This window comes from Rhodococcus sp. KBS0724 (assembly GCF_005938745.2).
In the GTDB taxonomy this organism is placed as follows: Bacteria; Actinomycetota; Actinomycetes; order Mycobacteriales; family Mycobacteriaceae; genus Rhodococcus_F.
In genome coordinates, this window is record NZ_VCBX02000001.1 from 4,709,481 (window position 1) to 4,724,698 (window position 15,218).

The following is a 15,218-nucleotide window of genomic DNA, read 5'->3' on the forward strand; positions in this document are numbered from 1 at the left end:
CTCACATACGGAAGACGCCGAAGTTCTCGGTGCCTTCGATCGGGGCGGTGGCAATGGCCGACAGGCACATTCCCACCACGGTGCGGGTATCTCGGGGGTCGATGACGCCGTCGTCGTAAAGACGCCCGGACAAGAACATCGGAAGTGACTCGGCCTCGATCTGGTTCTCGATCATCGCGCGCATGCCGGCATCGGCCTGCTCGTCGAAGACCTGGCCGCGCGCCTCGGCGGCAGCGCGTCCCACGATGGAGATGACGCCTGCGAGCTGCGCACCGCCCATGACGGCGGACTTGGAACTGGGCCAGGCGAAGAGGAATCGCGGATCGAACGCCCGCCCGCACATGCCGTAGTGACCGGCGCCGTACGACGCTCCGAGCAGGATGGAGATGTGCGGAACCTTGGAGTTGGCAACCGCATTGATCATCATCGATCCGTGCTTGATCATGCCGCCCTCCTCGTATTCCTTGCCCACCATGTAGCCGGTGGTGTTGTGCAGGAACAGCAACGGCGTGTTGGAGCGGTTGGCGAGCTGGATGAACTGTGTGGCCTTCTGCGATTCCTCGCTGAAGAGAACTCCACGGGCGTTCGCCAGGATGCCGATCGGGTAGCCGTTCAGCTCCGCCCAGCCGGTCACGAGAGACGACCCGTAGAGGGGCTTGAACTCGTCGAAGTCGGAACCGTCGACGATGCGGGCGATAACCTCACGCGGATCGAACGGGATCTTCAGGTCGGCGGGAACGATGCCGAGCAACTCTTCCGGATCCTCGAGCGGTTCGATGATTTCGGCACGGGGCGCCGGCCCCTTCTTGGTCCAGTTGAGTCGCTTGACGATCGAGCGCCCGATGCGGATCGCGTCCTGCTCGTCGGCGGCGAAGTAGTCGGCCAGTCCGGATTTGCGGGCGTGCATTTCGGCGCCGCCGAGTGCCTCGTCGTCGGATTCCTCACCGGTGGCCATCTTGACCAGCGGCGGGCCTGCGAGAAACACCTTGGAGCGTTCCTTGATCATCACGACGTGGTCGGACATGCCGGGGATGTACGCGCCGCCGGCCGTCGAGTTGCCGAAGACCAGTGCGATGGTGGGGATTCCGGCTGCGGAGAGCTGCGTAAGGTCACGGAACATACGCCCACCCGGGATGAACACCTCTTTCTGCGTCGGCAAGTCTGCGCCACCGGACTCGACCAGGGAGATCACCGGGAGGCGGTTCTGCATGGCGATGTCGTTGGCGCGGAAACCCTTACGCAGGGTCCACGGGTTGCTGGTGCCGCCGCGCACGGTGGGATCGTTGGCAACGATCAGGCATTCGACGCCTTCGACGACGCCGATACCGACCACGGTGCTGGCGCCGACCGGGAAATCGCTTCCCCACGCGGCGAGCGGGCACAGCTCGAGGAACGGTGAATCCTGATCGAGGAGAAGCTCGATCCGCTCACGCGCCAGGAGTTTTCCTCGCTTGTGGTGCCGCTCGGTGTACTTCTCGCCGCCACCCGCCAGGGCCTTGGCATGCTCGACCTCGATCTCGGCGAGCTTGGTGTTCATGGTCGATGTTGCGGTCTGGTACACCTCGGAATTGGTGTCCAGTGTGGACCGGATGACACTCATGACTGATACCCCAATCGCTTGGCCGCGAGGCCGGTGAGGATTTCGGTGGTACCGCCACCGATTCCCAGAATTCGCATGTCCCGGTACTGCCTCTCCACTTCGCTTTCCTGCATGTATCCGAGGCCGCCGAACAGCTGAACGGCTTGGTTGGCAACCCATTCACCGGTTTCGACGGCCGTGTTTTTAGCGAAGCACACCTCGGCGATCAGATCTCCGTCACCGGCCATGTGCCGCTCGATCACCGAGTGCGTGTACACCTTGGCCACATCGATCTTGCGGGCCATCTCGGTGACGGTGTTCTGCACTGCCTGACGGCTAATGAGGGGGCGTCCGAAAGTCTCACGAGCGCGGCACCATTCGAGGGTCAACTCGAGGCATCGCTCCGCGCTGGCATACGCCTGCGCAGCGAGGGCGACACGCTCGGAGACGAATGCCTGCGCGATCTGCGCGAAGCCGCTGTTCTCTGCGCCGACCAGATTCTCCACCGGAACCCTGGCGTCGACAAAGGACAGCTCCGCGGTATCGGACGCGCGCCACCCCATCTTTTCGAGCTTGCGTGACACCGTGAATCCCGGTGTGCCCTTCTCGATCACGAGCAGCGAGACACCACCAGCACCGGAGCCACCAGTGCGCACTGCGGTGACGACGAAGTCTGCGCGGACCCCGGAGGTGATGAACGTCTTGGCGCCGTTGACGACGTAATGGTCGCCGTCGCGCTTGGCTGTGGTTGTCAGGTGTCCGACGTCGCTGCCACCGCCCGGTTCGGTGATGGCAAGCGAGCCGATCTTCTCCCCGCGCAGGGTTGACTTGACCCACTTCTCGATCTGCGCCTCGTCGCCGGCGGCAATCAGGTGCGGCACAGCGATACCGCAGGTGAACAGTGAGGCAAACAATCCGCCAGACGCACCAGCCTGATGCATCTCCTCACAGATCACGATGGAGTCGACGGCGTCACCGCCCTCACCGCCCGCCGATTCGGGAGCACTGGCCCCGAGGAGACCCAGAGCGCCTGCCTTTCGGTGCAATTCGCGCGGGATCTCACCGTCACGCTCCCACTGCGTCAGGTGCGGCAGAATCTCCTGGTTCACGAATCCGCGTACGGTCTCACGAAGCGCAAGCCTTTCCGGTGTGGTCCACACGGTCACCGTGAATCCTCTTTCTCGTCAGTTGCGGGAAGTAGCGAAATCGGGATGTCGATGTGGCGCGAGCGCAACCATTCGCCAATTCCCTTGGCTTGCGGATCGAACCGCGCCTGCGAGGCCACACCCTGCCCGAGGATTCCCTCGATCACGAAGTTGACGGCACGAAGGTGCGGAAGCTGGTATCGAGTGACGGTCAACTCTGCCGCTTCCGGCAGTAGTTCCTTGAGCTTGTCGACGGTGAGAGTGTGCGCCAACCACTTCCACTGATCGTCCGTGCGAACCCAGACGCCTACGTTGGCGTTTCCACCCTTGTCGCCGCTGCGTGCACCGGCGATCGTGCCGAGCGGCACCGAGAGCGACGACTGTGGCGGCAAGGGCTCCGGACGCTCAGGTTCATCGACAGGTTCGAGGTCCTGCGTCAGCGTCGACGGAGCGATGTCCACCCGAGTGCCGTCAGGAAGCACGGCGATGTGAGGCACCGATCCCGCGTCGACGTAGCCGGGGGTGAACACTCCGTACGGTTGGCCGTTGCTCGGGGGTGCGGTAAGCGAGAAGCCTGGGTAGCTGGCAAGTGCCATTTCCACCGCAACCGCGGAGAAGGGCCTCCCGATCACCGTGGGATCGGAATCGCGAACCACGCAGCGCAGCAACGCACTTGCGGTTTCTTCGGTATCGGAATCCGGATGATCCGTGCGAGCGAGGGTCCAGACCAATTCGGCCGGCTTCTTCGTCAGCCAGGATTCGAGTTGCCCCTTTGCCAGATCCGCTTTGGCCTCGATGTCGAGACCGGTGAGGATGAACGTGGCCTCGTTGCGGAACCCGGCCAGTGTGTTCAGCGAGACCTTGTACTGCGGCGGCGGAGCCTCGCCTGTGACGCCGCTGATCAGCACCCGATCCGGACCTTCCTGGGTGAGCACTGCGTTGTCGATGCGGGTGGTCACGTCCGGGCCCGCGTAGCGTCCGCCCGTGATCTCGTACAACAGCTGCGCCGTCACGGTGCCGACGCTCACCTCGCCATCCGTTCCGACATGCTTGGTGATGACGGACGAGCCGTCCGCGTTGATCTCGGCGATCGGGAAGCCAGGGCGGCCCAGATTGGGAATCTCGGTGAAGAACGCGTAGTTGCCGCCAGTCGCCTGGGTGCCGCACTCGATGACGTGACCCGCCGCGACGGCACCGGCCAACCGATCGAAATCATCTCGCTTCCAACCGAAGTGATGGGCGGCCGGACCGACGATCACCGACGCATCGGTGACACGTCCGGTGACCACGACATCGGCGTCGGCCGACAATGCTGCGACTATGCCCCAGGCGCCGAGGTACGCATTGGCCGTCAGCGGGGAGCCGAGTCCGAGTTCGTCTGCTCGAGAGATCAAATCGTCGCCCTCGACGTGGGCGATCTTTGCGTTCAACCCCAGCTTGGTGTTGACCTCGCGCAGCGCGTCGGCCAGTCCGGCCGGGTTGAGGCCGCCGGCGTTCGCAACGATCTTCACGCCCTTCTCGAGCGCAAGGCCGAGGGTGTCCTCCACCTGCCGCAGGAACGTCTTCGCATAGCCGAGCGACGGGTCCTTCATCCGATCCCGGCCGAGGATCAACATCGTCAGTTCGGCAAGGTAGTCGCCGGTCAGGTAGTCGAGTTCGCCGCCCTCGAGCATCTCGCGCATCGCCGAGACGCGGTCGCCGTAGAAGCCGGAGCAGTTACCGATCCGTACCGAACTCATTTGCCCACCTTCGCTTCTCGTGCCGATCGCCCCTCGCCGCTGGGACCGGCAAATGCCTGCGCGAACCCGAGCCACTCGTCCGCGTCGCCGCCGTCGGCGACCAGATCGAGATCGGCACGATTGGCGCGCTGAGTGACCAGCAAGCAGAAGTCCAACGCCGGCCCCGTCACCTTCTGCGCCGCATCTTCCGGCCCCCAGGTCCAGAGCGAACCGTCGGGCGCCGTCAACTCCACCCGGAAGTCCTCGGCAGGCGGCGCCTTCTCGTTGACCGAGTAGGCAAAGTTTCGCGTGCGGACACCCAGGTGAGCGATGTTCTTGATGCGCGCCGTCGGAACTCGTTCGACGCGGAGTGCGTCGGCGACGTCCTGCCCGTGGGCCCACGTCTCCATCAACCGGGCAGTTGCCATGGAGACGCCGCCCATGGGCGGGCCGTACCAGGAGAACTTGGTGCCGGCCGGGGCCGCGGTGAGCGCCTCGACGAGAGCGATGCGTCCCGCTCGCCAATCGGCGAGCAACTCCGCGGGTGGTCGGGCCGCCTGCTCGGCAGCACCGTCGTCGACAAACCCCGCCGGATTCACGAACGCCGCCTTCAACTGCTCCGCGAACCCGTCCGGGTCGGTGATCGCCAGGATCGCTGCACTGTCCGTCCAGTGCAGGTGCCCGATCTGATGCGCGATGGTCCACCCCTCCGCGGGCGTCGGTGTCGCCCATTTCTCCTCGGGCAGATCCGCAACCAGGGCATCGAGGCTGTCGCCTTCGGCCCGCAAGTCATCGATGAACGTCTGAAGTTCGGCCATGCGACCAGCATCACACCGGCGTCCATAAAAATCAAGCATGAATGATTGTTATTGCGAAATCTTGTGGTGAGAGACTGAGCCCAACTGCCATCGACTACCAGGAGCACCCATGAGCGACGCCGTACTCATCTCCCGAACCGGCGACGTGGTCACGTGGACCCTCAATCGCCCGGACACCCGCAATGCCATCTCCGAGATCGACATGATCGAAGCTCTCGAAGACGCGGTCACTGCGGTTAACCGTGATCAGAGCGTGCGCGCGGTCATCCTCACCGGAGCCGGATCGGCCTTCTCCTCCGGCGGGAACGTCAAACACATGCGGGACAAGGAAGGCATGTTCGGCGGCGCACCCGGCGAGATCCGCCAGGGCTACCGGCACGGGATCCAGCGCATCCCACTCGCCCTGTACACGTGTGAGGTACCGACCATCGCCGCCGTCAACGGCCCAGCCATCGGAGCGGGCTGCGATCTCTCCCTCATGTGCGACCTTCGCATCGGGTCCACAGCCGCAGTCTTCGCCGAGAGCTTCGTCAAAGTAGGACTCATCCCCGGCGACGGCGGAGCGTGGCTGCTCCCCCGCGCGATCGGCAACGCCCGCGCCGCCGAGATGGCGTTCACCGGCGAACCGATCGACGCCGCCAAGGCACTCGACTGGGGGCTGATCTCGCAGGTCACCGCGCCCGAAGAATTGCTCTCCGCCGCGCACGCCTTGGCAGCGCGAGTAGCAGCCAATCCCCCGCAGGTGCTCCGCATGACCAAGAAACTGCTCCGTGAGGGCCAGCACCAAAGCCTCGAGAGCCTGCTCGAACTCTCCGCCGCCATGCAGTCGATCGCGCATCACACTCGCGATCACCACGAAGCCGTCGCCGCGATGCTCGAACGTCGTAGTCCTGAGTTCACCGGAGAATGAAGGCCGGCAGTCAGCTACTGCCGGTCGGTGCAGTCCTCACCTCGATACTTTCGCTCCAGTTCGGAGCGGCATTCGCGACGACGCTGTTCTCACAGATCGGGCCGGCCGGAGCGACGACGCTGCGACTGACGATCGCCGCGATCATCCTCGGCGTCATCGTCCGTCCGAGATGGAGCAGGTGGTCGAACCGGCAGCGCAAAGGCATCTTCGCGTTGGGTATCGCGCTGGCCGTCATGAACGGTGCCTTTTACCTCGCCCTCGACACGGTGCCCATCGGCACCGCTGTCACCATCGAGTTTCTCGGACCGTTGACGCTGGCCGCAGTGCTGTCTCGTCGATGGGCCGACGGAGCGTGGGTGCTTCTCGCCTTCGGCGGAGTGTTGCTGCTCGGGTTGGGAGATCACGGCGAATCCGGATTGGACCCGGTCGGGGTGATGTTCGCGTTGATCGCCGCTGCTGCGTGGGCCGGCTACATCGTGGCCGGTTCCCACCTCGCTGCGACCCTCCCGAGCGCCGACGGATTGGCCGGCGCAAGCATCGTTGCGGCGGTATTGACGCTGCCCTTCGGCGTCGTCTCCGGCGGCAGCGAGTTGCTGGATCCGAAGATGCTGGCGGCAGGTGCGGCCGTCGCCATCCTCTCGTCCGTCATCCCATACAGCCTGGAGATGTGGGCGCTGCGATCCTTGGCCAAGAAGGTCTTTGCGGTCCTCATCGCCCTCGAACCGGCAGCGGCGGCATTGGCCGGCGTGGTCGTTATCGGTCAGGCCCTCGATTCCATGACCCTCGTTGCCATCGGGCTCGTTGTCGTGGCGGGCATCGGCACCGTTGTCATGAATCGAAAGCCCACTTCGAAATAGTCCAGGTACGGTCGAAGCACTTTCATCCCACGCTCAGGAGAACCATGACCAACCCGATCATCGCCACCGTCAACGGACGCACTCCGGCAATCGACGACAGCGCTTTCATCGCACCCAACGCCACAGTGGTCGGTGACGTAACCATCGCCGCGGGCGCCAGCATCTGGTACGGCGCGGTTCTCCGCGGCGACGCCGAATCGATCTCCATCGGCGCGGACACCAATATCCAGGACAATTGCACGGTCCACGCAGACCCGACATTCCCCGCGGTACTGGGCGAGCGAATCTCGGTCGGCCACAACGCGGTGCTGCACGGGTGCACCGTCGAGGACGACGTGCTTGTCGGCATGGGCGCTGTGGTGCTCAACGGCGCCCACATCGGATCCGGTTCACTGATCGCTGCCGGCGCCGTCGTGTCGCAGGGGATGCAGATCCCGCCCGGATCGTTGGTCGCCGGTGTGCCCGCCAAGGTCAAACGTGAACTCTCCGAAGGCGAAAAGGCAGGTATCAGCGCCAACGGCGCCGGATACCTGCTCCTGGCGAAAGCTCACCGGGACATCTGATCGTGAAGGATTTCACTCGCTCAGCGAGTGAAATCCTTCACGATCGGAGCTAGCCCCGCGGCTTCAACGTACTGTTCGGCAACTCGGGCGCGGGCAGCGCGGGACCGTCGTATCCCGGCACGACACCAAAACGCTGATCCGGGACGCTACCGTCGAATCCGGAGGCCAGTTCAGCTTGCCACTTGCGTCGATACTCGACGATCTCTTCATGGGTGCGGCCCATGAAGTTCCACCACATGATGACCTGCTCTCCCAAGGGCTTACCCCCGAGCAGCAGAACCCGAGCCGGTTCGGAACCCGGATTGCGCAACGTCAGCTTCCCGAAACCCGGTGCTTGATAACCCAACTCGGCCCAGCCGACAGTGGTGCCTCGCAGCACAACCGATCCTTGATCGACGATCACGCCGTGTTCGTGGGAACGATCGACATCGAGGGCGATTTCAGCGCCCGGATCGAGAATCACCTCGGCACCGAGCAATTCAGTGAAGGTAGATACCGGCGACGTCTCGCCGGCAAGCGAGCCGAGGAACACGCTGAGCCTGGCGCCCCCAATCGTCACCGACTCCGGTCGATAGTGAACAAACGCGGGCGCGGTATCGCGCGCCACATCCGGAAGCGCCACCCACAACTGCATGCCGTGCAGAACCTTGGTGTCCGGCGTCGAGACCTCCGAGTGCGCGATACCGCGCCCGGCCGTCATCAAGTTCAGTTCGCCCGGCCGCACCATGGCGTGTGAGCCGATGCTGTCGCGGTGCTCAATCTCCCCGGTGAACAGCCAACTGACCGTCTGCAAACCGGTATGCGGATGCGGCGGCACATGCATGCCGGGTCCACTGCCGACATCGTCAGGTCCGTAGTGATCGGCAAAACACCACGCACCGATCAACGAACGATCACGCTGCGGCAGAGTGCGTCGTACCCGCATTGCCCGTGGGCCGCCGAGCGGAACATCCCGCGGCGTGAGGATCTGGATCTCGGTGTTGTCGGGTTTGCCTTCACACTCTTGCTCTACGGGGTGCACGTCGAGGTTGCTCATCTCTTTATCCTGCCTCGGGTTGCGCCGAGGTGCCTGCGAACTACGCCGAGACCGCGCTGTTGTCACGGGCGGCCTTCATCGACGCGTGGGTGGGCGGGTTGTCCGGGACATGCGCCGGACGACGGGCCGCGAACTCACGACGCAGAGCCGGCACAACTTCCTCGCCGAGAAGGTCGAGTTGCTCGAGCACCGTCTTGAGCGGAAGGCCCGCGTGGTCCATGAGGAACAGCTGACGCTGGTAGTCGCCGAAGAAGTCCGCGAACGCCAGGGTCTTCTCGATGACCTGCTCCGGCGAACCGACTGTCAGCGGAGTCTGCTCGGTGAACTCCTCGAGCGACGGTCCGTGGCCGTATACCGGCGCATTGTTGAAATACGGGCGGAATTCCTTGACGGCGTCCTGACTGTTCTTTCGCATGAAGACCTGACCGCCCAGCCCGACAATCGCCTGATCGGCGGTGCCGTGTCCGTAGTGCTCGTAGCGCTGACGGTAAAGGTTGATGAGCTCGACGTAGTGCTCCTTGGGCCAGAAGATGTTGTTCGCGAAGAACCCGTCACCGTGATAAGCAGCAATTTCCGCGATCTCGGGACTGCGAATCGAGCCGTGCCACACGAAGGGCGCAATGCCGTCGAGGGGGCGCGGTGTGGATGTGAAACCTTGCAACGGAGTGCGGTACTCCCCTTGCCAGTTCACCACTTCCTCGTCCCAGAGTCGGCGCAGGAGTTGGTAGTTCTCGAGGGCCAACGGAATCCCCGCGCGAATGTCCTTGCCGAACCACGGGTACACGGGCGCGGTGTTGCCACGACCCATCATGAGGTCGACGCGTCCCTCCGCGAGATGCTGGAGCATCGCGTAGTCCTCGGCGATCTTCACCGGATCATTCGTGGTGATCAGCGTCGTGGACGTGGACAGCGTGATCTTCTCGGTCTGGGCGGCAATGTAGCCGAGCATAGTGGTGGGTGACGACGGCACAAATGGCTTGTTGTGATGCTCGCCGGTCGCGAAGACGTCGAGGCCTACTTCTTCGGCATGCTTGGCAATGGTGGTCATCGCCTTGATGCGCTCGTGCTCAGTGGGCGTGACCCCTGTCGTGGGGTCAGTAGTGACGTCACCGACCGTGAAGATTCCGAACTGCATGGTTACTCCTATTCAAGGGGCGTTGATCCCTACGACTTCATATAGGTAATTTAACATTCAACCATCTAGTGATATTCCCACCCTTCACAACGCCGAGGACGGTAAGCACAATGCGTGCTTACCGCCCTCAAACGTTCTGGAAAATCAGATCAGTGCATCATGATCGGCGCGGACGAATCACCCTCGGCCACGACCCTCGTCGTCTTGCTACGCGGCAGGAAGAATGCTGGGATGAACGTCAGGACGATCAGTACGGTCGCCACGAGGAACGTATTGCCGAATGCGTCGGCGGCAGAACTCAGAATCGAATCGACCATCGACGGATCCGGTCCCACCGGAGGCGGAAGGTGCGCCATACCGACCTCGACACTTGTCAGATCGCGATTGAGCAACTGGTTCGTCAGCACCACGGACATCACAGCGGTTCCGATGGAACCAGCGGTCTGCTGAACGATATTCATGAGTGTCGAACCGCGAGCGATCTGCTCGTTGGACAGCGTCACGATCGCGGCCGTCATCAGCGGCATCATCGTGCAGCCCATGCCCATGCCCATCACGAACAGGGCGGCCATCAGCATCCAGGTCGGCGAATCCGATGCGACCTGAGTGAAGACACCCATGCCGATCAAGATCAACGGCAGACCCGTCAACACGATCTTGCCTGCGCCCATCTTGTCGACGAGGCGGCCGGCGATCGGCATTGTCAGCATTGCGCCGAGACCCTGCGGAGCCATGAGCAGTCCGGCCTCGAGAGTCGTGTGGCCGCCCACCTGGATGAAGAAGCTCGGGAACAACAGACCAGCTCCCATGAACGCGACGATGAACAGGGACGTCGTGATGACAGCGACGGACAGCTGCCGGTTCCTGAACAACCGCAGGTCGATCAGCGGATGATCCTTACGCAGCGCGTGGAACACAAACGCGATGATCAGAACCAAACCGATACCGGCGGAGACCAAAACCCTGGCCGACGCGACGGTCCCGACCTCGGGGATCGAGGACACGCCGAAGAGGAACAGCGCCAGACCCGGTGACAGCAGCACCATTCCGAGGAAGTCGAACGACTCCGAGGGTTGGGGCTTGTCCGACGGGAGAATCTTGAATGCCGCAACCAAGGCAATGGCACCGATCGGCAGGTTGATCAGGAAGATCCAGTGCCAGCTTGCGACCTCGATCAGCCAACCACCGAGAATCGGTCCACCAATGGGGCCGAGCAGCATCGGAATACCGAGCACAGCCATGACGCGACCGACTCGCTCCGGACCGGCAGCCTTGGTCATGATCGTCATACCGAGCGGCATCAACATGCCGCCGCCCAGGCCCTGCAGAACTCGGAAACCGATCAACGACGTGATGTCCCACGCCATCGCGCAGGCAACCGAACCCAGCACGAACAGTACAAGGGCTGTCATATACAGGCGCTTGGTGCCAAATCGATCAGCGGCCCATCCCGTTACCGGAATGACGGTCGCCAGAGCGAGTGTGTACGCAGTCATCGTCCACGCAACAGTCGCGTACGACGTCTGGAAGTCCTCGGCAAAAGTGGTGAGCGCAACGCTCACCACGGTCACGTCGAGAATCGACATGATGGCACCGAGCACCACCACGGATGCGATTTTGAGTACCGCACCGTCTAATTTGTCGGACGCCGGTGCCGGCGCGTTCGGCGATGTCATCGCGAAGTCTCCTGGGTAGATGCTCGCAGATAGTCACCCGCGAGAATGGGCTCGAGCGCCTCGACAAGTCGAAGCCGTTCCGGCGCGGGCACGCGCGACGCAAAATCACGAAGCTGTCCACGCTTGCATTCGATGTGAGTGGACGTGACCTTAACGCCGGCCTCCGACAGGGAAACCCGTTTGACGCGTCGGTCACGTTCGTCCTCACGCCGCACGACCAATCCCATGTGCACGAGTTGGTCGATATTGCGTCCCGTCGCCGCCACCGACAGCCGAAGCTCGTCGGCGACCTCGTGGATCGGAACAGGTGCAGCACACTGCCCGAGCGCAAACAGCACACGCACCTGACTGAACGAGAGATCCAACTCGATCAACGCATCGATCGACTCCGAATCACCGGCGCTCATCAGGCGAGTGAACAACTCGTCGAGTGCTCCGAACAGGTCATCAGAATCCGAGGCGATCACCTGGCGAATAGTAGTGCGGATGCAACTATTGCCCAACCGTAACTAACCCGCAACCCGATTTTCGGTGAGCAACATCACCCTCGATGACTCATTCCTGCACCAAAATCGCCTTTCCGAGAACTTTGCCCGTTTCCAGATCAGTGAGCGCCAAGGCCGCATCCTCCAGAAGGTATCGAGCTTTGACGAGGGGTCGCAACCCATTTTCGACATGGCGAACCAACGACGCATGCACCTGAGCAACTGCCTCGCGATCAGTACGTGTGAACTCACCCCATGCCGCTCCGACGATGCTGATGTTGCGGAACAGCACCCGATTCACCTTCACTTCGGGAATCCCGCCGCCGGCGAACCCGATCACGACAAGCCGGCCTTCAGGCGCCAAGACACGGACCGCCTCGTCGAAAGCGTCACCGCCGACAGGATCAACCACTATCTGCGCCCCCTTGCCACCGGTCAACTCACGAACCCGCTCTCCCCAACCCGGCGCCAGTGCCACTACCTCGTCGGCCCCCAACTCGCGGAGGAACTCCTCTACACCGGGGCGCCGAACCACAGCAATCACCCGCGCGCCATGCGCCTTGGCCAACTGGATGGTCGCGGTGCCCACCCCGCCCGCCGCGCCGAGCACAACCACGGTTTCGCCGGCCACGATCTTGGCGCGACGAGCCAGCGCGAACTCCATCGTCTGGTAATTGATGATCAACGACGCGGCTTCGTCGAAATCCAACGAGTCCGGAATTCGCAATACCTGCGACGGGTCGACTGCTATCCGTTCCGCATATCCCCCGAGATACGTCGCCGCGAGTACCCGATCGCCCGGAGCGAATCCCGACTCCTCCGGAGCCGAGATCACGACGCCCGAGATTTCTGCACCCGGAACAAACGGGGGCTCCGGACGAATCTGATACTTGCCGTAGGTGATCAACAAGTCCGGAAAGCAGACCCCACTTGCCTTGACGTCGATGAGAACCTTGCCAGACGCATCGGGTTCGGGGATCTCCTCGAGGTCGAGTCCTTGCGGGCCGGACAACTCGGTAACAACCATCGCGCGCACAGCAACTCCTCGTCGGGAACGTAGTCGGACATCCTGTATTCCCGACCTTAGCCTCCCGCCTCACCATCGTCGCAAGGGAACCGAACGCAAGGTATGAAAATGCGCACCGCAAGAGCCACAAGGATATTCGTCGCCAACCGAACGCCTTGTGGGTTCACATCCATTCCCCCGGTATGTAAGCTTGGACGATATCGGGGTTTCAGTTTGTTTCCGAAAATTCACGCACAGCCTCGCGAACGACGGACACAGACCTCAGGCCACACAGATCCGAACCTTGAGTGCTGGAACAAGATACGGACCACCGAGCAAGCCAGCGCTGTTGCCGGTTCTGCGCCGGACACTCCACGGCACCGATGACGAACAAGGGCGGGATAACCATGCATGATGACGCTCTATACCTCTGTGCCCTGACCCATTTCGCGTCGCCGCCGCTCGAATGCACATCGGCAACGCACACACTTCATGAACTGGCGTGCTACATCGCCGACATATTCGGTACCGCAGCGGCAAGCATCACCGTGACCCTTCCCGATCAACCGGACATCACATCGGTCAGCGACACCGAATTCGACCGGTGCGAACAGGAGTTTCGAACAGGTCCGGGCAGGTTACCCCCACTCCACAGCCTGCAGATCACCGATGTTCCAGGAGCGGCACACGCCTGGCCGGCCTTTGCGGCACAAGCGAGCCATCTGGGTGTCAAAGCCGTGGCGACACTTCCGCTTTACCGTGAAACGAGAAACGTGGGCGGGTCGGCATCCCCCACGCAGAAAGGTATCGGAACCCTTACCGTGTTCTCACACGAGATGATCGTCTGGGACGACGACGATGCGACTGCGGCCCGGGCACTGACCAACGTTGCAATGGGATTCATACTCATGTCGCTCGAATTGCAAGAGCGCGAACGAGTATCCCTGCAACTGCAACACGCACTCGAAACCCGGATAGTTGTCGAACAGGCCAAGGGCATCATCTCCAAGGACCACAACACCACCATCGACTCTGCTTACCAACTCATCCGCCGGCGCGCACGAAGCCACAACGCGACGGTACTGTCCGTCGCGCGGGCGATTGTCGAACTCGGATTGAAGGTGTGATCGATGCGCGTTGCATTGGTGACACCGGCATTCCCCCCGTCCATCGGCGGAGTCGAAGACCACGTCTCTCAGTTGGCCACACATCTGATCGCCACCGGGATCGACGTCGAAGTTTTCAGCGGCAGCCGTCGATCGGAAGCACCGCAGACTCCGTACACACCCGATCCGATCGTCCATCGCTACCGCGCCTGGAGAACCACCGCCGTGTCCGTCTCACCCCGGCTCTTGATCCGAACCATGCACCTCGACAAGACGTTTGACATCGTCCATGTACACAGCTATCACGCGTCCTCCGCTGTGACCGCACTGACGGGGTTACGTCGGCCGGTGGTCTTCACTCCACATTTTCACGGCAGCGGGCACACTCGATCCACCCGCATGCTGCATACGCTCTACCGGAAATTCTCCCGATCGCTCTTCGCATCGAGTTCGGCCGTGATCTGTGTGTCAGACGCGGAACTCGAGTTGGTGCACACATACTTCCCAGGCCTCGACACGGATATGACGGTCATTCCCAACGGCGTCGACGCCACCACCGTGCGCGCCGCCGTGCCGTACCCCGACGAGAGTGCCACGCTGGTGTTTCACGGCCGCTTGGAACCCTACAAGCGCGTAGACCGCATCATCGAGGCCATGGTCGAACTACCCGACACCATCCAACTTGTTGTCGTCGGCGAAGGTTCAGCTCGAAATGCACTGGCTGCCAGTTCCGCCCGCCTCGGACTCGGCAATCGGGTGCAGTTTCCGGGGCGGCTGGACACTTCCGGTGTGCATCGCTGGCTCAGGACGGCAGACGTGTCCATCTCGTTGTCCGAGCATGAAGCATTTGGCATCGCCCCCCTCGAATCCGCCGCAGCGGGGTCACGAATCATCCTCAGCGACATACCTGCTCATCGTGAGATCGTCCGTCGATTCCTCGGCGCCGAGGCAATTCTGATCCCACCGACTGCCGGTGCCACATCCATAGCCCGCGCGATCGCGCGACAGTTGAGTGCCGGACTCGCTGACGAAGTGTTCTTGCCGGACTGGACCAGCGTTGCAGCCGCAACGGCTGATGTGTACCGACGTGTACTGGAGCGGGCCGTAGCGGCGAGAGTCGTCGAGGAGTAAGTTCAGATTAGTCGGCATGCCCTTGTTCCCTGGTACTTCCGCACCGATATTCG

At 62.6% G+C, this 15,218-nt stretch carries 14 protein-coding genes; 5 read left to right on the top strand and 9 right to left on the bottom strand.

Annotated elements, in window-relative coordinates:
• Window position 1: 1 nt before the first annotated feature.
• The 4 genes from FFI94_RS21600 to FFI94_RS21615 are packed head-to-tail and all read right to left on the bottom strand — an operon-like array spanning window position 2 to window position 5,260.
• Entirely contained in the window at window positions 2-1,600 is a 1,599-nt protein-coding gene (locus tag FFI94_RS21600; protein WP_019744291.1) for an acyl-CoA carboxylase subunit beta, read from the bottom strand.
• Window positions 1,597-2,745: an acyl-CoA dehydrogenase family protein gene (locus FFI94_RS21605; RefSeq protein WP_138869607.1), complete on the bottom strand. Its 1,149-nt coding sequence runs from the start codon at window positions 2,743-2,745 to the stop codon at window positions 1,597-1,599. The genes FFI94_RS21600 and FFI94_RS21605 overlap by 4 nt, the downstream gene beginning before the upstream one ends.
• Window positions 2,742-4,463, bottom strand: coding sequence for an acyclic terpene utilization AtuA family protein (locus tag FFI94_RS21610; protein WP_138869608.1), 1,722 nt, complete (start codon window positions 4,461-4,463; stop codon window positions 2,742-2,744). Before FFI94_RS21610 ends, FFI94_RS21605 begins: the two co-directional genes overlap by 4 nt.
• Entirely contained in the window at window positions 4,460-5,260 is an 801-nt protein-coding gene (locus FFI94_RS21615) for a TIGR03084 family metal-binding protein (protein ID WP_138869609.1), read from the bottom strand. The genes FFI94_RS21610 and FFI94_RS21615 overlap by 4 nt, the downstream gene beginning before the upstream one ends.
• 109 nt (window positions 5,261-5,369) lie before the next feature.
• Here FFI94_RS21615 and FFI94_RS21620 point away from each other — a divergent pair, with 109 nt between their 5' ends.
• Genes FFI94_RS21620 through FFI94_RS21630 form a run of 3 tightly spaced genes read left to right on the top strand, consistent with a single transcriptional unit; the run spans window position 5,370 to window position 7,590 of the window.
• Complete coding sequence (locus FFI94_RS21620; protein ID WP_138869610.1) at window positions 5,370-6,170, top strand: crotonase/enoyl-CoA hydratase family protein; 801 nt, start codon at window positions 5,370-5,372, stop codon at window positions 6,168-6,170.
• On the top strand, window positions 6,167-7,027 hold the full coding sequence (locus FFI94_RS21625) for a DMT family transporter (RefSeq protein ID WP_138869611.1): 861 nt from the start codon (window positions 6,167-6,169) through the stop codon (window positions 7,025-7,027). The genes FFI94_RS21620 and FFI94_RS21625 overlap by 4 nt, the downstream gene beginning before the upstream one ends.
• Window positions 7,028-7,071: 44 nt before the next feature.
• Window positions 7,072-7,590 carry a gamma carbonic anhydrase family protein gene (locus FFI94_RS21630; protein WP_138869612.1) on the top strand — a complete coding sequence of 173 codons (519 nt, stop codon included), beginning with the start codon at window positions 7,072-7,074 and terminating at the stop codon, window positions 7,588-7,590.
• 49 nt (window positions 7,591-7,639) lie between these two features.
• Here FFI94_RS21630 and FFI94_RS21635 read toward each other — a convergent pair whose 3' ends face one another.
• From FFI94_RS21635 to FFI94_RS21655, 5 genes are all read right to left on the bottom strand, one after another.
• Window positions 7,640-8,626, bottom strand: coding sequence for a pirin family protein (locus tag FFI94_RS21635; RefSeq protein WP_138869613.1), 987 nt, complete (start codon window positions 8,624-8,626; stop codon window positions 7,640-7,642).
• Between the two features lie 40 nt (window positions 8,627-8,666).
• Window positions 8,667-9,761: an LLM class flavin-dependent oxidoreductase gene (locus FFI94_RS21640; protein ID WP_138869614.1), complete on the bottom strand. Its 1,095-nt coding sequence runs from the start codon at window positions 9,759-9,761 to the stop codon at window positions 8,667-8,669.
• A 149-nt stretch (window positions 9,762-9,910) separates the two neighbouring features.
• Window positions 9,911-11,437 carry a DHA2 family efflux MFS transporter permease subunit gene (locus FFI94_RS21645; RefSeq protein ID WP_138869615.1) on the bottom strand — a complete coding sequence of 509 codons (1,527 nt, stop codon included), beginning with the start codon at window positions 11,435-11,437 and terminating at the stop codon, window positions 9,911-9,913.
• Complete coding sequence (locus tag FFI94_RS21650) at window positions 11,434-11,904, bottom strand: MarR family winged helix-turn-helix transcriptional regulator (protein WP_138869616.1); 471 nt, start codon at window positions 11,902-11,904, stop codon at window positions 11,434-11,436. The genes FFI94_RS21645 and FFI94_RS21650 overlap by 4 nt, the downstream gene beginning before the upstream one ends.
• Window positions 11,905-11,992: 88 nt before the next feature.
• Window positions 11,993-12,958 (bottom strand): NADPH:quinone oxidoreductase family protein, encoded by a 966-nt coding sequence (locus tag FFI94_RS21655; protein ID WP_138869617.1) that lies wholly within the window; start codon window positions 12,956-12,958, stop codon window positions 11,993-11,995.
• Between the two features lie 377 nt (window positions 12,959-13,335).
• Here FFI94_RS21655 and FFI94_RS21660 point away from each other — a divergent pair, with 377 nt between their 5' ends.
• Together FFI94_RS21660 and FFI94_RS21665 are read left to right on the top strand one after the other, a co-directional pair.
• Complete coding sequence (locus tag FFI94_RS21660; RefSeq protein ID WP_185993275.1) at window positions 13,336-14,055, top strand: ANTAR domain-containing response regulator; 720 nt, start codon at window positions 13,336-13,338, stop codon at window positions 14,053-14,055.
• Between the two features lie 3 nt (window positions 14,056-14,058).
• Complete coding sequence (locus FFI94_RS21665) at window positions 14,059-15,165, top strand: glycosyltransferase family 4 protein (RefSeq protein WP_138869619.1); 1,107 nt, start codon at window positions 14,059-14,061, stop codon at window positions 15,163-15,165.
• The last annotated feature ends 53 nt before the right edge of the window (window positions 15,166-15,218 follow it).